Below are 18,468 nucleotides of genomic sequence, written 5' to 3'. Positions count from 1 at the left end.
CGGCAACGTCCTCTCATCGGGAAAAGTCCCCTCAACCGTACCGCCACTCAGCGTGACCGGCTCCGGGTGTTGATCATGGACTCGCCGCGCATCGTGCGGGAAATACGCTAACCGAGCGAAACGGCCATCGCCTCGACCGCGAGCAGCGGGGAGACGTTGGACGAAATGGCCTGCCGGGCGCGCAGCACGGCGTCGATCCGGCGCAGGGTGTCCTGGGGGCGGGAGTGCCGGGCTATCTCCGCGACCTGCGGCCGCAGGTCGGGGTGCACCGGTTCGGGGCCGGCGCCCCCGGCCGTGAGCTGGGCGGCGAGCACGTCCCGGTAGAAGGCGACCAGGTCGTTCAGGGCCCGGTCCAGCGCGTCCCGCTGCATGCGCGTCAGCCGCCGCTTCTGCCTGGTCTCCAGCTCCTTGAGCAGGCCGGCCGAGCCCGCCACGCCGCGCGCGGTGCCCGCGCCCTTGCCCTGGCCGAAGCCGAGCGCCAGCTTGAGCTCCTCGGTCTCGCTCGCGTCCAGCGCCTCGGTCGCCGCCCTGGCCTCGGCGTCCGCGGCGTCGACCAGCGCCTGCGCGGCGTTCAGCGCACGCCCGATGTCGCGCGCCTCCATCGGCAGCCGCAGCACGGCGGTGCGGCGGGCGGCCGCCTCCGGGTCGAGCACCAGCGTCCTGGCCCGCTCGTAGTCGCCCTGCGCGGCCTGCGCCGCGATCGCCGCGCGCTCGTAGTCGGCGCCGTCGCGCCGCACGAGGGCCTCGGCGACGGCGGAAACCGACGGCGTACGCAGGTTCAGCTGGCGGCAGCGGGAGAGGATCGTGGGCAGCAGGTCCTGGCTGGACGGCGCGCACAGCAGCCACACGGTCCGCGCCGCGGGCTCCTCGATGCCCTTGAGCAGCACGTTCGCCGCCGCCTCGGTGAGCCGGTCCGCGTCTTCGAACACGATGATCTGCCAGCGGCCGCCGGCCGGGGCCATCGCGCAGTCGCGCACCAGCTTGCGCGCCACGTCCACGCCGATGCTGAGCTGATCGCTGCGCACGATCGTCACGTCCGGATGCGTGCCGCCCATCGTCGTGCGGCACTCCTGGCAGTGCCCGCAGCCGGGCATCTCGCCGGTGCACTGCAGTGCGGCGGCGAACGAGCGGGCCGCCAGGGAAGTGCCGGAGCCGGGCGGACCGGTCACCAGCCAGGCATGCGTCATCGCGTTCACGCTCGCCCCACCCGCGCCGCCCAGGATCCGGCGGGCGGCCTCGGCGGCGCGCACGAGCCGGCCCGCGGCCTCGCCCTGGCCGATCAGGTCGCTCCACACGCCGTAGCCCACGCCCGCGCTCTCGCCGCCGGTCACGATTTCTCCTCGGACTCCTCGGGCTCCGGCGCCGAGCCCTTGAGCCGCTCCGCCTGCTCGGCCGCCGCCTTGGCCGCCGCGGCCGCGAGCCTCGCCCGCTCCTTCGCGCGCGCCTCGGCCTGACGCATCGCCAGTTCGTGCTCACGCCGGCGCAGCGCGGCCCGCTCGAGCTGCCTGCGCTTCTCGCCTTCCTCCCGCTCGGCCGCGCGCCACTCATCATCGGCCAGCCGGGCGGACTCGGCCGCCTCGCGCTCCCGGCGCGCCTTCGCCTCGGCCTCCGCCGCGACGGCCCACTCCGCCGCCTTCCGGCGCCGCTCGTGCTCGGCCGCCTGACGCTCCGCCAGATCCCGCTCCTGCTGCTCGCGGCTGGCCCGCTCCTCGGCCTCCCGCTTGATCCGCTCGGCCTCGGCCTGCGCGGCCCGGTACTCCTGCTCCTTGGCGATCGCGCTCGCTATATCCGCAGCGCGCCGCTCGGCCTTCGCGACCTCCTCGGGGGTCGGCGGCAGCAGCTGGTCGAGCCGGTCCTGGATCGCGCCGGTCAGTATCCGCGGCGCCTGGTCGGCGTTCAGCACCAGATAGCGCGCCGGATCGGCCTTCGCCCTGGCCAGGAACGCCGCCCTGACCCGCTCGTGGAACGGGCCCGCCTCGGCCTCCAGCTTGTCCGCCTGGCCGGTCCGCTCCTCGCGCCGGGCCCGCGCCACCGCCGGATCCAGGTCGAGCAGCACGACCAGGTCGGGCAGCACGCCCTCGGTCGCGAACGCGGAGAGCGCGGCCACCTCGTCGGCCGGCAGCCCCCGGCCGCCGCTCTGATAGGCGACGGAGGAGTCCACGTGCCGGTCCGTCAGGACGACCGCGCCGCGCTCGAGCGCCGGACGCACCACCGTCTCCATGTGATCGGCCCGGTCCGCGGCGAACAGCAGCGCCTCGGCCCGCGCCCCGAGCTTGTGCTCCTCGGCATGCAGCACGAGGTTGCGCAGCACCGAGCCGAGCGGCGTCGCCCCCGGCTCGCGCGTGGTCACCACCTCGTAGCCGCGGCCGCGCAGCCAGTCGGCCACGGCGGCGAGCTGCGTGCTCTTGCCCGCGCCGTCGCCGCCCTCCATCGCGATGAACCAGCCGGGATACGGCCGTCCCGACTCACCCTCGGCCTGCGCCGAGCCGCCCGCGGCCCGCCAGGACCGCAACGCGCGCAACTTCCCGACCATGCCGTCAAGGCTACTGGGCCCAGGTGACAGGTAGGGAACGCGTCACTCGGCGGGGTTGTCGGCCGCCGTCTTCTTCGCGGTAGCCGTCTTCTTCTCGGTCGTCTTCTTGGCGGCGGTGGTCTTCTTGGCCGTAGCGGTCTTCTTGGCGGCGGTCTTCTTGGCCGCCGTCTTCTTGGCGGTCTTCTTCACCGCCGGGCCCTTGGCGCGCTTCTCCGCGAGCAGGTTGAGCGCCTGCTCCACGGTCAGCTCCTCGACCGTCGTGCCGCGCGGCACCGTCACGTTCGTCTCGCCGTCGGTGATGTACGGGCCGAAGCGGCCCTCCTTCGCCACCACCGGCTTCTCGTTCGTCGGGTCGAGCCCGAACTCGCGCAGCGGCGGCTTGGCCGAGCCGCGCCGGCCGAACTGCTTCGGCTGCGCGTAGATCGCCAGCGCCTCGTCCAGGGTGATGTCGAAGATCTGCTCCTGGCTGGAGAGCGAGCGCGAGTCCGTGCCCTTCTTCAGGTAGGGGCCGTAGCGCCCGTCCTGCGCGGTGATCTCCTCGCCCGACTCCGGGTCCTTGCCCACCACGCGCGGCAGCGTGAGCAGCCGCAGCGCCGTGGCCAGGTCGATCGTCTCCAGGTCCATCGTCTTGAACAGCGAGGAGATGCGCGGCTTGACGGCGTTCTTGCCGGTCTTCGGCACGTCGTCCGGCAGCACCTCGGTCACGTACGGGCCGAAGCGGCCGTTCCTGCCGATGATCCGGTAGCCGGTCTCCGGGTCCACGCCCAGCTCGAAGTCGCCGCTGGGCCGGGCGAGCAGCTCCTCGGCCGCCTCCACGGTCAGCTCGTCCGGCAGCGTGCCCTCCGGCACGTTCGCGCGGGCCAGCGAGTTGCCCTCGTCGTCGTACTTCTCGATGTAGGGGCCGTACTTGCCGTTGCGCAGCGCGATGTTCTCGCCGATCGCGAAGGTGTTGGTCTCCCGCGCGTCGATCTCGTTGAGCTTGCCGGCGATCTGCTCCTTGAGGCCGCCGTCGCCGAGATAGAAGTTCGCCAGGTACGGAACCCGCTCGGCCTCGCCGCGGGCGATCCGGTCGAGGTCCTCCTCCATGTGCGCGGTGAACTCGTAGTCGACCAGGTCGCCGAAGTGCTTCTCCAGCAGCCCGACCACCGAGAACGCCAGGAAGGTCGGCACCAGCGCCGTGCCCTTCTTGAACACGTAGCCGCGGTCCTGGATGGTCGAGATGAACGTCGCGTACGTGGACGGACGGCCGATCTCGCGCTTCTCCAGCTCCTCGATCAGGCTGGCCTCGGTGTAGCGGGCCGGCGGCTTGGTCGAGTGGTCCTCGGCGCTCAGCTCGGCCGCGCGCAGCGACTGGCCCTCGGCCACGTCCGGCAGCCGCCGGTCCTGGTCGTCGAGCTGCGCGTCCGGGTCGTCCGAGCCCTCGACGTAGGCCTTCATGAAGCCGTGGAACGTGATGACCTTGCCGGACGCGGAGAACTCGGCGCGCCGGCCGTCGGTCGAGGTGCCGGCGACCTTGATCGAGACCGAGCTGCCGGTCGCGTCCTTCATCTGCGAGGCGACGGTGCGCTTCCAGATCAGTTCGTAGAGCCGGAACTCGTCGCCGGTCAGGCCCGCCTTCGCCGGGGTCCGGAAGGTGTTGCCCGAGGGCCGGATCGCCTCGTGCGCCTCCTGGGCGTTCTTCACCTTGGACGCGTACGTGCGCGCCTTCTCCGGCAGGAAGTCGGCGCCGTACAGCTCGCGGACCTGCGACCGGGCCGCGTTGATCGCGGTCTCGGAGAGCGTCACCGAGTCGGTGCGCATATAGGTGATGAAACCGTTCTCGTACAGCTTCTGGGCCACCGACATCGTGCGCTGCGTGCTGAAGCCGAGCTTGCGGCCCGCCTCCTGCTGCAGCGTCGTCGTGCGGAACGGCGCCGAGGGGGAACGGCGGTAGGGCTTGCGGTCGATCGAGGCGACCGTGAACGGCTGCCCGTTCAGGCCGGCGGCCAGCGCGGCGGCGGCCTCGGCGTCGAGGTGCAGCACGCCGTCCCGGTTGAGCTGGCCGTCCGAGCCGAAGTCGCGGCCCTGGGCGACTCGGGCGCCGTCCACCGAGAGCAGCCGCGCGCCCATCGTGCGCGGGTCGTCGGTCGGCTTGTCCGTGTCGAAGACCGCGGTCAGGTCCCAGTAGGCGGCGGGCTTGAAGGCGATCCGCTCGCGCTCCCGCTCGACCACGAGGCGCGTCGTCACGGACTGCACGCGGCCCGCCGAGGTGCCGCCGGCGATCTTGCGCCACAGCACCGGCGAGACCTCGAAGCCGTAGAGCCGGTCGAGCACGCGGCGCGCCTCCTGCGCCTCGACGAGCTCGCCGTTGATGTCGCGCAGGTCGTGCAGCGCGCCCTGGATCGCGTCCTTGGTGATCTCGTGGAAGACCATCCGGCGGTACGGGATCTTCGGCTTGAGCGCCGCGACCAGGTGCTGCGCGATGGCCTCGCCCTCGCGGTCCTCATCGGTGGCGAGCAGGAGCTCGTCGGACTCGCGCACCAGCTTGCGCAGCTTGGCGATGTGCGCGTCCTTGCCCTCGGAGATCACGTAGAACGGCTGGAAGTCGTGGTCGACGTCCACGCCGAGGTTGGCCCACGGCGACGAGCGCTGCTCGTCGGTGAGCTTGTCCCTGGTCTCCTTGCTGGGCAGGTCGCGGATGTGGCCGATACTCGCCTCGACGGTGTAGCCGGGGCCGAGATAGCCCGCGATGGTCTTCGCCTTGGCCGGCGACTCGACGATCACGAGGCGGCGCAGATCACTCCCGCTCTTACTGCTCGGCGGCACGGTCGTTGCGTCCTTCCGGTTCCTTCTGCCTGGTCGGCGTTTCCTACGGGCCCTCGATACCCCGGTGCATCCCGGCGGAATCACCCACGTCGGTCGCCGTCCCACCCATGCCATCGGGCTGCCCGATGGCGCGACACGCCCACCAGGCTACGCCCTGTCGAGCATAAGTATCGCCAAGCGACCGTACGACGGGCCGTCCGCGATCACCCGCAGAGGCGCCGAGCGGGGCCTGGCTGGCGGTTTCCGGCCCGCTCAGCGGGCGGTCAGGAATCCCTCCTCGACCAGCGCGCGAACGGCGTCCAGCGCGCCGGAACGCAGCGCGGACGGGTCGATGCCGAACTCTCCGGCGATCCGGTCGAGCAGATCGCCGAGCGGCCGCTCGCCGTCCGCCGCGCCGACCACGGCGATGCCGACGGGGTCGATCTCGCCGGACGCGTGCAGCCCCCGGGTCTGCCGAAGCCGGGTGTCCGTCGGGGACCAGCCGCCGTCGCCGGCCTCGGCCGTCTGCTCGAGCACCACCCCGGGCCCGACCTGCAGGACCGTGCCGAGCAGCTGCTCGTCGTCGGTCTCCGCGAGGAAGGTGTGCCGGGCGAACCAGTCGGGCACGTACGCCCCGAGGGGCTGCTCGATCTGCCTGGTCAGCTCCTCCAGCCGGATGGTGGGCTGATCCGTCCCGGTGTTCTTGAGGATGATCCACCCGAAGGCCACCCCCTCGATCCGGTTGGCCGCGAAGTAGTCCAGGTAGGCCTGGTACCGCTCCACGTAGCGCGGCGAGTTGTGGTCCCCGGAGTCCCGCAACCACAGCTCCGCGTACTCGGCCGGGTCCTGCAGTTCGCGCTGCACGACCCACGCGTCGCACCCCGTGCCGCGCACCCAAGGCGCCAGCCGCTCACGCCAGTCCTGCCCGTCCACGTGCAGCCAGTTCGCCAGCACGTGGCAGTAGCCGTCCTCGGCCAGATGCGCCGGCGCCTGCTCCAGGAACCGGCGGCACAGCTCGTCGCCCGGCAGCCCGGCGTCGCGGTACGTGAACCGCCCCTCGCCGGCCGCCGACTCGGGCGAGATGACGAACGGCGGGTTCGAGACGATCAGGTCGTACTGCTCGCCCGCGACCGGCTCGAACAGGCTGCCGCCGCGCAGCTCGATCCGCTCCGCTTCGGCCCCGAGCGAGAGCGCGGACGTCAGCCGGGCGAAGTCGAGCGCACGAAGGTTGAGGTCGGTCGCGGTCACCTGCCGTGCGTGCCTGGCCAGGTGCAGCGCCTGCACGCCGCAGCCCGTGCCCACATCGAGCGCCCGCTCGACGTTCTGGCGCACCGTCAGCTGAGCGAGCGTCGTGGAGGCGCCCCCGACTCCGAGCACGTAGTCCGGCCGCATCGGCGCGCTGCGACCCGTCACGAGCCCCGCACCGAGGTCCGACACGAGCCACCAGTCGACGTCGGATTCACCGTACGGACGGATGTCCACCAGTGCGCGCACCGTGCCGTCGGTCCCGTCCTCGGCGACCAGCCCGCCGCTGACCGCCTCGGCAAGCGGCAGCGCCGCCTCCGCGGCGGTCCGGTCCACGTTCTCCTGCAGCACGAAGAGCTTCGTCAGCGTCGCGACCGGCGAGTCGTCCCGCGCCACCGCCCGCGAGGCCGCCACCGACTCGTTGCGCCCCAACGCGGCGTACGCCGTCGCCCCCATCGCCTCCAGGCAGCCGTCCACCGTGTACTGCGCCTTCTGCAGCGCCGTACGCAGCCGCTCGATAGCCGCGGGATCGGTCATAAGCTCGCTCATGCGCCCAGGCTACCGGCGGAGCGTCGGGCGGACCGCCTTCACCGGCGTCCGCACAGGGTGCGTCGAGACCGGGTACTCGAGGGCCGCGCTCAGCACAAAGCCAGGGGCCCGGCGCTCCGCGCGCCAGGCCCCTGCTCTCACGTACCTGTATTACTGTCCGACTCCGATGCTCACGCGGGCGTCGCCGCGTTGCCGGCGCCGTCGTGGTCGAGGGCCGCGTTGCCCTGGCTGGGCACCTCGGTCTCGGCCTCGACGGCGATGGACTTGCGCTTGGAGTTCCACACCGCGAGGACGATGATCACGAACGCCGCGGCGGCGATCAGGCCGCGGACGGCCGGGTTGCTGCCGGTGCCCAGGGACAGCGCCACGATCGCCGGGGCGACCAGCAGCGAGACCAGGTTCATCACCTTGATCAGCGGGTTGATGGCCGGGCCCGCGGTGTCCTTGAACGGGTCGCCGACGGTGTCGCCGATGATGGTCGCCTCGTGCGCGGGCGAGCCCTTGCCGCCGTGCACGCCGTCCTCGACCAGCTTCTTCGCGTTGTCCCAGGCGCCGCCCGAGTTGGCCAGGTAGACGGCCATCAGGGTGCCGCAGCCGATCGCGCCCGCGAGGTAGGAGCCGAGGGCTCCGACGCCGAGCGAGAAGCCGACCGCGATCGGGGCCATCACCGCGAGCAGGCCCGGGGTGATCAGCTCGCGCAGCGAGTCGGTGGTGACGATGTCCACGACCCTGCCGTACTCGGGCCGGCCGGTCCCCTCCATGATCCCGGGGATCTCGGCGAACTGCCGGCGCACCTCGAAGACCACCGCGCCCGCCGCGCGGGAGACCGCGTTGATCGCCAGGCCGGAGAACAGGAAGACGACCGCCGCGCCGATGATCAGGCCGACCAGGTTGCGCGGGTCCGCGACGTTGAGGATGCCCGCGTACTGGTAGTTCGAGGCGGTGGGCGCCAGGTTGAGGTTCTGCTTCTTGGCGACGGCCTCGGTGATCGCGTTCTGGAAGGAGCCGAACAGCGCGGTGGCGGCGAGCACGGCCGTCGCGATCGCGATGCCCTTGGTGATCGCCTTGGTGGTGTTGCCGACCGCGTCCAGCGAGGTGAGCACCTGGGCCGCCTCGCCGTCCACGTCGCCGGACATCTCGGCGATGCCCTGCGCGTTGTCCGAGACCGGGCCGAAGGTGTCCATGGCCACGATCACGCCGACCGTGGTCAGCAGGCCGGTGCCCGCCATGGCCACGCAGAACAGCGAGAGCATGATCGAGCCGCCGCCGAGCAGGTAGGCGCCGAAGACGCCCGCCGCGATCAGCAGGGCCGAGTAGACCGCGGACTCCAGGCCCAGCGAGATGCCGGAGAGGATGACCGTGGCCGGGCCGGTCAGCGAGGTCTTGCCGACGTCCTTGACCGGGCGGAACGCGGTGTCCGTGAAGTAGCCGGTGAGCTGCTGGATCGCGACCGCGACCACGATGCCGATGATCACCGAGACCAGCGCGATCACCTGCGGGTTGCCGGTGCCGCCGGCCGTGGCGTTGGTCAGCTTGGCCATGCTGGAGGGCAGGTAGGTGAAGGCGGCGATGGCCACGAGCACGACCGAGGCGATCGCGGAGAGGAAGAAGCCGCGGTTGATCGCCTGCATGCCGGAGCGGTCGCCGGGCCGCGGCGAGACCGCGAAGATGCCGATGACCGCCGTGACCACGCCGATCATCGGGACCAGCAGCGGGAAGACCAGGCCCTGGTTGCCGAACGCGGCGGAGCCCAGGATCAGGGCGGCGACCAGCATGACCGCATAGGACTCGAACAGGTCGGCGGCCATGCCCGCGCAGTCGCCGACGTTGTCGCCGACGTTGTCCGCGATGGTGGCGGCGTTGCGCGGGTCGTCCTCGGGGATGCCCTGCTCGACCTTGCCGACCAGGTCGGCGCCGACGTCCGCGGCCTTCGTGAAGATACCGCCGCCGACTCGCATGAACATGGCCAGCAGCGCCGCGCCGAAGCCGAAGCCCTCGAGCACCTTCGGGGCCTCGCCCTGGTAGGCGAGCACCACGATCGCGGCGCCGAACAGGCCGAGGCCGACCGTGAACATGCCGACGACGCCGCCGGTGCGGAAGGCGATCCGGGTGGCCCGGTTGGCCCCCGACTCGCGCGCCGCCGCGGCCACCCGCACGTTCGCGCGCACCGCCAGCTGCATGCCGACGGTGCCGGTGACCGCGGAGAACCCGGCGCCGAGCAGGAAGAAGACCGACCGGCCGATCCGCTCGTTCCAGTTGTCCGCCGGCAGCGCGAGCAGCAGCAGGAAGGCCACGCCGGCGAACACCGACAGGGTGCGGAACTGCCGGGCGAGGTACGCGGTGGCACCCTCCTGCACGGCCGCGGCGATCTCCTTCATCTTCTCGGTGCCCTCGCTGGCCGATCTGACCTCGCGCATGAGGTAGGCCGCCACTCCGAGGGCGGCCAGCGCGACGATCGCGACCACGATGACCAAAGTGATGTTGCCGCCCGTGAGAGTCGGGGCGGAGTCCGCCAGATACGGCTCGGGGAGCCGGGGCATCTCGTCCTCCTTGACGTAGTCGCCCCGGCCAGCCGTCAAGAGAACGTGGGTGAGACTCCTGACAGTGCGGAGCGTTCAGTGGACCGGAGTTTACGCACGAGCATTGGATTGGACCAGCGTCGCGTGAGGAGATGATCACGTAAAGATATGTGATCCACGTCTCAACGAGCGGGAATCCCCGGGCTCGCGACGTGCCCCGCGAGCGAAGTTCACCCGTGGGAGTGCCACGATCCCTCGCCGGTCGCCGGTCCGCCCGGAAATGCCGATATCCCCGTGGCCCGCCGGGCGGCGGGTCACGGGGATATCGGGATGGCTCATCCCCGAGGTGGTTCCCGGCGGGCGCCGGTTCACGCCTGTTCGGGATCCGCGATCGGGATCTTCTCGTCGTCGGTCGTCGGTCGTCGGCTGCGGTCGTCGGTCACCGGTCGCCGCCCACAACTGTCGGTCGTAAGCCGCCGGGCTGTGGTTGTCGGCGGCGGCCGTCAGCGCCAACTGTCGGTCGTCGTCGGCGGCGGCCGACGGTCGTCAACTGTCAGTCGTCAGGCGTCGGCCATCTGTCGTCAGCTGTCGGCCGTCGGTCGCCATCTGTCGGTCGTCCTTCGCAGCCGACGACGGCCATCTGTCGTCGGCTGCAGGTCGTCGATCGCCAGCCGTCGGCCGTCGGTGGCCATGTCGCCAGTCGTTGTCGGCTGCAATCTGTCGTCAGCTGTCGGTCGTCGGTCGCTAGCTGTTCTGTCCCGTGAGGTTGGGGACGCGGCTGGCCGGTGGTTGGCCTCCGAGTGCGGTGTGTGCGCGGTGGTGATTGTACGTGTGGAGCCATCCGGCCAGTGCGTCCCGGCGTTGCTGCTCTGAGGCGTAGGCGCGGGCGTAGGCCCATTCGTCCATCAGTGTCCGGTTGTAGCGTTCGACCTTGCCGTTGGTCTGGGGCCGGTAGGGGCGGGTGCGTTTGTGGACGACCCCGGTCTCGGCGAGGGTGTCGCGGAACAGGTGTGAGCGGTAGCAGGAGCCGTTGTCGGTCAGCACCCGGGAGACGGTGACGCCGGCTGCGGCGAAGAACGCGCGGGCCCGGATCCAGAACGCTGTGGCCGACTCTTTCGTCTCGTCGAGCAGGATCTCGGTGTACGCCAGGCGTGAGTGGTCGTCGACGGCGTTGTGCAGGTAGGCGTAGCCGAGCTTGGCGCGCTTGGTGGTGGCGTTGTTCGCCACCGGGGCGCTGCGGGTGCTGTTGCGGCTCCCGGCGGCGCGGCCGTGGGTCTTGTGTCCGCCGCCGTCGGGGATGTTGCCGAGCTTTTTGATGTCCACGTGGATCAGGTCCCCGGGGCGTTCGTGCTCGTAGCGGCGGATCACCCGCCCGGTGGCGCGGTCCAGGTGCGCGAGGCGGGCCAGGCCGAAGCGGGTCAGGACGCGGTGGACGGTTGCCGGGTTCAGGCTCAGGAAGTAGCCGATGCGTGCCGGGCCCCAGCGGCGGGCGAGGCGGACTTTGATGATCCGCCGCTCGGTGCGAGTCGGGGTCTGGCGCGGGCTGGAATGCGGGCGGCTGGAGCGATCGACCATCCCGGCCGCACCCAGTTCACGATACCGATCCGACCACCGCTTGGCCGTGGTGGGAGAGACCTGGAAGCGCTCAGCCGCACGACGCAGCGGCCAGCCGTCGTCGACCACACAGATCGCCAGGCGCAGCCGACCGGTCTCGGACAGCGGTGCATTACGGTGGAGCATGAGGGCCTTTCTGGTCGCTGGTGCAGATGTCGCAATCCACACCAAGCCAGAAGGCCCTCACCCATTTCAAGATCGATCAGCCGTGAACTCCGTCACCAACCTCTGTGGTCAGTACAGCTAGCCGTCCTCGGCGGCCGTCGACGGCTCAGCTGTAGTCGGGGTGCTGGACCGGCCAGCCCATCCGGATGACCCCGCCGTTCGGCACGGTCTCCACCTCGAGGTCGTCGACGAGGCCGCGGAGCACCGCGAGGCCCATGTCGGCCTCCACGCCGCCGGCCTCGAAGAGCCCCTGGTCGCCCTCGCCATCGTCCGGCTTCGGCACCGGCCCGCCGGTGACCAGGTCGGTCACCTCGACCCGGAAGCGCTCGCCGGGCGGGGCGAAGCGGACCAGCACCGGCTCGCCGGGCGCCGCGGACCGGTGCAGGCCCACGGCGCGCGAGCACGCCTCGCCGACCGCCAGCCGCACCTCGTCGAGCAGCCCGTCCTCCACGCCGGCCCGGCGGGCCAGCGCCACCGCCACGAGCCGTGCGGTCCGCACGTGCTCGGGCAACGGGGCGAAGCGCAGCGAGACGCCCTCCTGCTCGTCGCTGCCCTCGGCCGCGGCGGGCTCGGCGGCCTGAACACCCGTCATCTGTTCCTCCGCACAGTCGCGATCCGGTCTTCCACGTGGGGCGTCAGTCGGTGGCCGAGATGGCTTCCTCGACACTCTGGTGGATCGGGAAGACCTTGGTCAGCCCGGTGATCCGGAAGATCTTCAGGATGCGCTCCTGGGTGCACACCAGGCGGAGCGAGCCGTCGTGAGCGCGGACGCGCTTGAGGCCGCCGACGAGCACACCGAGCCCGGTGGAGTCGAGGAAGTCCACCGCCTCCATGTCCACTACGAGGTGGTAACGTCCCTGGTTCACCAGGTCCACCAGCTGCTCGCGCAGCTTGGGGGCGGTGTAGACGTCGATTTCGCCGCCGACTTCGATGACCGTGCGGTCACCCTCGTGCCGGGTCGACAGGTACAGATCCACGGGTCCTCCAGCACATGCTTCTATGCGTTGTCCGCAACCGTCTCGCCTAGCGCGCGAGCCGGGCCCGGTTCCATCGGTACCCTGCATTCAATCACTCTCCGGGGAGGCCCGGTGACGGAATGGCCCAGCTTCGGGTCAATCCGCCGTAGGGCTTCACCACGAAGAGTGGCTTGGTGCGGACCACGACGGCCAGGAGCGCCTAACCTCTTACTACCATGCCACGATCGCGCACCGCTGAGGAGATCCTTCGCCGACTTGTGTTTCTCGGCGGGCCGACGCGCGCCGAGGCGGCCGTGCACGTCGAGCAGATCGACGCGCGGGAGGCGAGCCACGCGCAGTGGCCTGACTGGGCGGACCCGCTGCTGGTCGACCGGCTGCGCCGCAGCGGGGTCGATCTCCCCTGGTCGCACCAGGCGGAGGCGGCCGAGTTGCTGCACGCGGGGCAGCACACCGTGCTGGCGACCGGCACCGCCTCGGGCAAGTCGGCGGGCTATCTGCTGCCGGCGCTCAGCGGCCTGCTGGCGGACGCGGCGGCGGGCAGGCGGACCGGCACCGTTCTTTACCTCGCCCCGACCAAGGCTTTGGCCGCCGATCAAGCGCGCCGCCTGCGCGAGCTGGAGCTGCCGATCCCGCCCGCCGTCTGCTTGGACGGCGACACGAGCGGCGAGGAGCGGCGCTGGATCCGGGAGAACGGCGGCTTCGTGCTGAGCAATCCCGACATGCTGCATTACTCGATACTTCCGGATCACCGGCGCTGGTCGTCCTTTCTGCGAAGGCTGACGTACGTGGTCATCGACGAGTGCCACGGATACCGTGGCGTCTTCGGCGCCCACGTGGCCTTGGTCATCAGAAGGCTGCGGCGGCTCTGCGCGTACTACGGCTCGGAGCCGGTATTTGCTCTAGCCTCGGCGACCACAGCAGACCCGGGGGCCACAGCGCGCCGCCTGACCGGTCTTCAGGTCGCGGAGGTCACAGAGGATGGCTCGCCGCACGGGAGGCTGCTGTTCGCCCTCTGGGAGCCGCCGTTGACGGATGCCAGGGGCGAGCGCGGCGCGCCGACCCGGCGGACGGCCGTGGCCGAGACCGCGACGCTGCTCGCGGACCTGGCCGGCGAGCGGGTGCGCACGGTCGCCTTCGTCCGGTCCCGGCGCGGCGCGGAACTGGTGTCGGTGATGGCGCGGGAGGACCTGGCCCGCAGCGGCGGCGACGGCACCCAGATCGCGGCGTACCGCGCGGGCTACCTGCGCGAGGACCGGCGGGCCCTCGAGGCCGCGCTGCAAAGCGGCAGGCTGACGGCCGTCGCCGCGACGAACGCGCTGGAACTCGGCGTGGACATCGCGGGCCTGGACGCCGTGCTGCTGGCCGGCTACCCGGGCACGCGCGCCTCGCTCTGGCAGCAGGCCGGGCGCGCGGGGCGAGGCGGCCAGGAGGCCCTGGCCGTACTGATCGCCCGAGACGACCCGCTGGACACCTATCTCGTCCACCACCCCGAGGCCCTGTTCGGCAAGCCCGTCGAGGCCACGGTCTTCGACCCGGAGAACCCGTACGTCCTCTGGGGCCACCTGTGCGCCGCCGCGTCCGAGCTGCCCCTGCGCGAGAAGGACCTGGAGCTGTTCGGCGCGGGCGCCCCGGCGCTCGCCGCGGAGCTCGCCGCCTCGGGCTGGCTGCGCAAGCGCGCAGACGGCTGGTTCTGGACCCGCCCCGAGCGCGCCGCCGACCTGAGCGACCTGCGCGGCATGGGCGGCGAGCCGATCCGCATCATCGAGGCGGGCACCGGCCGGCTGCTCGGCATGGCCGACGGCGGCTCGGCGGCCGGAGCCGTCCACCCCGGGGCGGTCTATCTGCACCAGGGCGAGACCTACCTCGTGCGCGACCTGGACCTGGACGACGCGATAGCCCTGGTCGAGCAGAAGGACCCGGGCTACGCCACGTACGCCAGGGAGATCGCGCAGGTCCGCATCGTCCGCGAGGAACGCTCCGAGGAGTGGAACCCGCACTGCCGCATCGCCTACGGATCCGTCGCGGTGACCAGCCAGGTCGTCGGCTACCTCAAGCGCGACTCCCGGACCGGCCAGGTGCTCGGCGAGGAGCCCCTAGACCTGCCGGAACACACGCTCACGACCAAGGCCGTCTGGTGGACGGTCACGCCCGCCGGCCTGGAGGACGCTCTGCTCGCGGCCCCGGACATCCCCGGCGCCGCCCACGCCGCGGAGCACGCCTCCATCGGCCTGCTCCCGCTGTTCGCCGACTGCGACCGCTGGGACCTGGGCGGCCTGTCCGCCGCCGAGCACCCGGACACCGGCCTGGCCACAGTCTTCGTGCACGACGGCCTGCCCGGCGGCGCCGGCTTCGCCGAACGCGGCTACGCCAAGGCCAGGGACTGGCTGACCGCCACGCTGGAGGCCATCCGCGCCTGCGACTGCCGGACCGGCTGCCCGTCCTGCGTGCAGTCCCCGAAGTGCGGCAACGGGAACGAACCCTTAGACAAGACGGGTGCCATCCGCCTGCTGGAGGTTTTGCTGCAGGCTGATTAGCGGGTAAACAACGGTCGTTGTCAGACCGAGAGAAAGCACGTGTTGACGATGGCGAGCAGCACGACCGCGGGCATACCCGCCGCCGGAGGCCCTGGTACCGCCGGCCAGGCCGCGCGATGATCGCCGTGGCCCTGGCCGTGATCGTCGGCATCGTCGCCGTGACCTGCGGCATCATCGCCGACTCGAACCACGCCGACAGCCTCACCTTCCTCGGCGTGATGGTGAAGACCACCGCCGCACAGATCTTCCTCTCGGGCGCCATCTGCACGTGGGCCCTTTTCGCCTCCCTGTGGTTGCTGTCGGTCGGCCTCAGAAGGTCGAGGGAACGCGGCATCGAACTCCGCGCCCTCAAGGCGCTCCGCACGCGCGGCCTGCCCGAGGCGGGCATCGCCGCCTCCGGCATCGCCACCGGCCACGACGCCGGTCACGAGGCCGACGCCGAGCCGACCCTGACCCTCGACCTCCTGCACCCGGACGTCGCCCCCGAAGCAGGACGACATACCGAGCGCGCCCGCTATTACCGAGCCGACCCCGATCCCTTCGAGTGAGCAAGGCCGGTTGACCAGTGATCAAGTTCGAGTAATCAGGGGCTCCCCTTCCCGCTCAGGCTCCGACATCAGACTCCTCTCCGACTCCGAGTCCCGATTCCGAGTCCCAACTCCGACTCCCGACTCAGGCTTCACCTCCGACTCCGGCTCCGATTCCGACGCGGCCTCAGCCTTCGCCTTTGACGCCGATACCGACTCCGACTCCGACTCCGCCGACGCCTACGCCTACGCCTCTGGCCTCCGATCTCCGGCTCCGGCTCCGGCTTCTCCTTCGGGCGTCGCCGCGGCTTGGTCGACGGGACCGGGCTTCTCTGCGGCGCCGGCATCGGGGGCTGCCGGGGCTTGGGCGGCGGGGCCGGCCCGGCTGGTGGCCAGGACCGGGCCGAGGCCGGGTAATCGAGCGGCGAGTGGGCCGAGGAGCGGCAGGTCGCGGCGTACCGAGACCGTGCAGTCGAGCGGAGCGCAGTCGCATGCGGTCAGTTCGGCGCCGGAGCGGCCGGCCGCGGCTCTCGCTGCGGCGCAGGGGTCTGAGTCGTCGCGCATCGCGAGACGGTGGAGCGCTGCCGTTGCGGCGGCCAGGGCCGCGGAGTCGGCGGCGCGTTCGGCTGCGTGCCGGGCGCTTTCCGCCGCGACCCACAGAAGTGCCCAACCGGCGGCTGCCGCGACGAGGAGCAGGACGCTCACCGACCAGATCGTCGCCGAGCCCCTTCGGTCGCACGGCGACCTCGGACGTGAGCGTTGAGACTCAATCATTCGGGCTCCTGGCTCGGCAGGACGTGACGTGCGGTTCGCAGGGCACCGTCGCCGTCGCGTCGATTCGGATGGATGGCAGGAAACGGCTGACAACGCTCTGCTCGCGGACGACCTCGACGGTCAGCGCACCGTCGCCGATCGAGGACGACGCCTGCGCTCCGGCCGGGGCGTAGCGCGCGGTGATGTCCTGCAGTTGCGCGGCGGGCGCGCCGCGGGCCATGGCTCGGGCCGCTTCCCACGCTGCGTCGGCGCAGCGGATCTGCTGGGCGGCCAGGAGCACGAGCAGGGCCAGCGCGTATCCGATGCCGAAGATGATCGGCAGTAGCAGGGCGGTCTCGGCGGTCACGTAGCCCTGTTCGTCGTGGCGCATACTTCTCCCGCCTCATCCGGCCAGGGTCAGGGCGCGGTGGAGCAGGCCCGACAGAGCGGCGGAGACCATGCCGCCGGTGACGAGCTTGTAGAGCACGACGGCGAAGGCACAGGCCGCGAGCGTGCCGATGGCGTATTCGGCCGTGGTGGTGCCTCGTTCGTCGAGCGTCCTTCGGGTTCTGGGCCTTATTCGGGCCGCGTTGAGTCGGGGGTTCATGGGAGCTTGCTCCTTTCGCTGGGGCGGACGTCAGCCGCGGAGGCGGGGCAGCAGGCCGAGGGCCGTCGGGACCACGCCCAGGCAGATGAACGCGGGCAGGAAACACAGGGTGAGCGGGGCCGTGGCGCGGACGCCGACGGTTCGGACCTCGGCGGAGAGCGCGTCGGCGGCGGCATCGCGAAGCTGTCGGGCGGCGCGGCCGACGATTGTCGCGGCAGGGGCGCCGGTGCGTTCGGCGCGGATGACAGCCGTGGCGAGCGGGGCCGTCGCCTCGTCCATCGCGAGGGCGCTCCACGCCGCCTGCGGATCGGCTCCGGCGAGGACGGCCGTGGCCGCGTCGTGGAATCGGTAGGCCAGTAGGTTGATTCCGGTCAGCTTGCTGCGGTCGAGCCGGTCACTCGTGCTGCTATGCGACCGTCTCGGGATGCCGCCGAATGCCTGGGCGACGGTCACGGCGGCCTGCGCCGGTTGCAGGCCTGCGGACAGACCGGCGGCGAAGAGGTCGGCGAGCGGCGGGACCTGGGCGGTCAGCCTGGTCCTCTCGCGCAGCTCGGCTTTTGATCGTTGGCGAGATAGCCAGAAGTACGTGCCCACGGCGCCGATCACGCCTGCGGGGAACGCGGCCGCGCCGCCGATGAACACCGCGGTTGCGATGCCGGCGAGCAGCACCCACACGGCCTCCGGGACATTCGGCCGACGCAGGCGGACCGCTGTCCACGCCGGGGAAGCCGGGTCGGCTCGGGTCGGACGCGGCAGGCTCGGGAACGCGGGCCATCGGCTGCCGTGCAGGACGAGCGCACAGAAGGCCAGAAGTATCGCCAGCGCGATTTCGAGGCTCCGCAGGCTGGGATCCGGCGCCCAGCGGAGGACATCGGCCTGCGTATGGGTGCTCATACGATCGCCTGGCCTTCGGGACGCAGGCTGGCGACGAGGTGGTCGGTCCACAGGAGGCCGATCAGGTCGAGGCCTACGCCGATGACGAGGCTGAGCTCGCCGATCGTGTTGTGCAGCAGAGTGTCCAGGGGATTCGCGCCCAGCGCCAGGCCTAGTGCGAAGCCGAAGATCGGCAGGGCGGAGAGGAGCAGGATCGTGGCGCGGATGCCTGCGAGTTCGACTTCTGTTGCGCGGAGTCGGGCGCTCTCAGCGCGCAAGCCCTCCTCGATACCGCTGACGGCGTCGGCTAAGGCGATGCCGTGACGGTCGGACGCGTACCAGCAGGCGGCCAGGGCGCGGAGCGCACGGCGGCCGGGGTGCGCGGCGTGTGAAGCCAAGAGCTTCGGCAGGTCGACTTCGCCCCCGGGACTGCATGCCGCTTCGGCCAGGTCGGCTAGTTCGGGGCGTGACCAGACGGCCGATGTGAACGCCGTACGGGGCAGGAGGCCTGCCTCGAGCTCTGCGCGTAGGGCGGTGCAGAGCGCGGTGATCGCTTCGCGTTGCGCGTCGAACTCCGCCCAACGGCGCTGTCGGGAGCGCCGAAAGGCGAGGACTGCGACGACCGGAGGGAAGACGAGGAGGGGCATCGGCGAATGAAGGCCTACGGTGAAGAACACCGTGGTCAGGGTCACGGTGGTGACGAGGAAGTTCCGGCTTGGTCTGCGAAATTCACCTGCATGGAGCGGCATGCGCCGGCGGGCGGGCGAGAGCGCGGCGGCCGGCATCGG

At 71.4% G+C, this 18,468-nt stretch carries 15 protein-coding genes; 2 read left to right on the top strand and 13 right to left on the bottom strand.

All coding sequences use genetic code 11. The features are described 5' to 3' along the window. Positions 1 to 107: 107 nt before the first annotated feature. The 8 genes from KDK95_RS07605 to KDK95_RS07570 all read right to left on the bottom strand — a co-directional run bounded on the left by KDK95_RS07605 (position 108) and on the right by KDK95_RS07570 (position 12,386). Positions 108 to 1,331 (bottom strand): DNA polymerase III subunit delta', encoded by a 1,224-nt coding sequence (locus KDK95_RS07605; RefSeq protein ID WP_212517316.1) that lies wholly within the window; start codon positions 1,329 to 1,331, stop codon positions 108 to 110. Then, positions 1,328 to 2,533: a dTMP kinase gene (tmk, locus tag KDK95_RS07600; protein ID WP_212517315.1), complete on the bottom strand. Its 1,206-nt coding sequence runs from the start codon at positions 2,531 to 2,533 to the stop codon at positions 1,328 to 1,330. Before tmk ends, KDK95_RS07605 begins: the two co-directional genes overlap by 4 nt. Before the next feature lie 42 nt (positions 2,534 to 2,575). Next, complete coding sequence (topA, locus tag KDK95_RS07595) at positions 2,576 to 5,338, bottom strand: type I DNA topoisomerase (protein ID WP_307844244.1); 2,763 nt, start codon at positions 5,336 to 5,338, stop codon at positions 2,576 to 2,578. Positions 5,339 to 5,590: 252 nt separating this feature from the next. Then, positions 5,591 to 7,111, bottom strand: a complete 1,521-nt coding sequence (locus tag KDK95_RS07590; RefSeq protein WP_249160549.1) for a DUF7059 domain-containing protein — start codon at positions 7,109 to 7,111, stop codon at positions 5,591 to 5,593. A gap of 170 nt (positions 7,112 to 7,281) precedes the next feature. Beyond that, positions 7,282 to 9,651: a sodium-translocating pyrophosphatase gene (locus KDK95_RS07585; protein WP_212517313.1), complete on the bottom strand. Its 2,370-nt coding sequence runs from the start codon at positions 9,649 to 9,651 to the stop codon at positions 7,282 to 7,284. Positions 9,652 to 10,374: 723 nt separating this feature from the next. Continuing rightward, positions 10,375 to 11,370: an IS481 family transposase gene (locus KDK95_RS07580; protein WP_212517312.1), complete on the bottom strand. Its 996-nt coding sequence runs from the start codon at positions 11,368 to 11,370 to the stop codon at positions 10,375 to 10,377. Between the two features lie 145 nt (positions 11,371 to 11,515). Next, entirely contained in the window at positions 11,516 to 12,001 is a 486-nt protein-coding gene (locus tag KDK95_RS07575; protein WP_212517311.1) for an ATP-binding protein, read from the bottom strand. Positions 12,002 to 12,044: 43 nt separating this feature from the next. After that, the gene (locus KDK95_RS07570) at positions 12,045 to 12,386 is read right to left on the bottom strand and encodes an anti-sigma factor antagonist (RefSeq protein ID WP_212517310.1); all 342 of its coding nucleotides are present in this window, start codon (positions 12,384 to 12,386) and stop codon (positions 12,045 to 12,047) included. Positions 12,387 to 12,601: 215 nt separating this feature from the next. Between KDK95_RS07570 and sftH the strand changes: the two genes are divergently transcribed. Both sftH and KDK95_RS07560 read left to right on the top strand, forming a co-directional pair. After that, positions 12,602 to 14,920: a DEAD/DEAH box helicase gene (sftH, locus tag KDK95_RS07565; protein WP_212517309.1), complete on the top strand. Its 2,319-nt coding sequence runs from the start codon at positions 12,602 to 12,604 to the stop codon at positions 14,918 to 14,920. 116 nt (positions 14,921 to 15,036) lie between these two features. Beyond that, a complete protein-coding gene (locus tag KDK95_RS07560) occupies positions 15,037 to 15,468 on the top strand; it encodes a hypothetical protein (protein WP_212517308.1) in 432 nt (143 codons plus the stop codon). A gap of 225 nt (positions 15,469 to 15,693) precedes the next feature. Here the strand turns inward: KDK95_RS07560 and KDK95_RS07555 are convergent, their stop codons facing one another. Genes KDK95_RS07555 through KDK95_RS07535 form a run of 5 tightly spaced genes read right to left on the bottom strand, consistent with a single transcriptional unit; the run spans position 15,694 to position 18,465 of the window. Beyond that, entirely contained in the window at positions 15,694 to 16,221 is a 528-nt protein-coding gene (locus KDK95_RS07555; RefSeq protein WP_282971254.1) for an Rv3654c family TadE-like protein, read from the bottom strand. Then, positions 16,214 to 16,591: a TadE family type IV pilus minor pilin gene (locus KDK95_RS07550; RefSeq protein WP_212517306.1), complete on the bottom strand. Its 378-nt coding sequence runs from the start codon at positions 16,589 to 16,591 to the stop codon at positions 16,214 to 16,216. Before KDK95_RS07550 ends, KDK95_RS07555 begins: the two co-directional genes overlap by 8 nt. Positions 16,592 to 16,603: 12 nt before the next feature. Then, on the bottom strand, positions 16,604 to 16,807 hold the full coding sequence (locus tag KDK95_RS07545) for a DUF4244 domain-containing protein (RefSeq protein WP_212517305.1): 204 nt from the start codon (positions 16,805 to 16,807) through the stop codon (positions 16,604 to 16,606). 30 nt (positions 16,808 to 16,837) lie between these two features. Next, complete coding sequence (locus KDK95_RS07540; RefSeq protein ID WP_212517304.1) at positions 16,838 to 17,701, bottom strand: type II secretion system F family protein; 864 nt, start codon at positions 17,699 to 17,701, stop codon at positions 16,838 to 16,840. Further along, positions 17,698 to 18,465 carry a type II secretion system F family protein gene (locus KDK95_RS07535; protein ID WP_212517303.1) on the bottom strand — a complete coding sequence of 256 codons (768 nt, stop codon included), beginning with the start codon at positions 18,463 to 18,465 and terminating at the stop codon, positions 17,698 to 17,700. The genes KDK95_RS07540 and KDK95_RS07535 overlap by 4 nt, the downstream gene beginning before the upstream one ends. Between the last annotated feature and the right edge of the window lie 3 nt (positions 18,466 to 18,468).

Origin of the sequence: Actinospica acidithermotolerans (genome assembly GCF_018139625.1) — a bacterium.
Lineage (GTDB): Bacteria > Actinomycetota > Actinomycetes > Streptomycetales > Catenulisporaceae > Actinospica > Actinospica acidithermotolerans.
The sequence above is the reverse complement of the archived record's forward strand: the minus strand, read 5'-3'. Positions and strand labels throughout refer to the sequence as shown.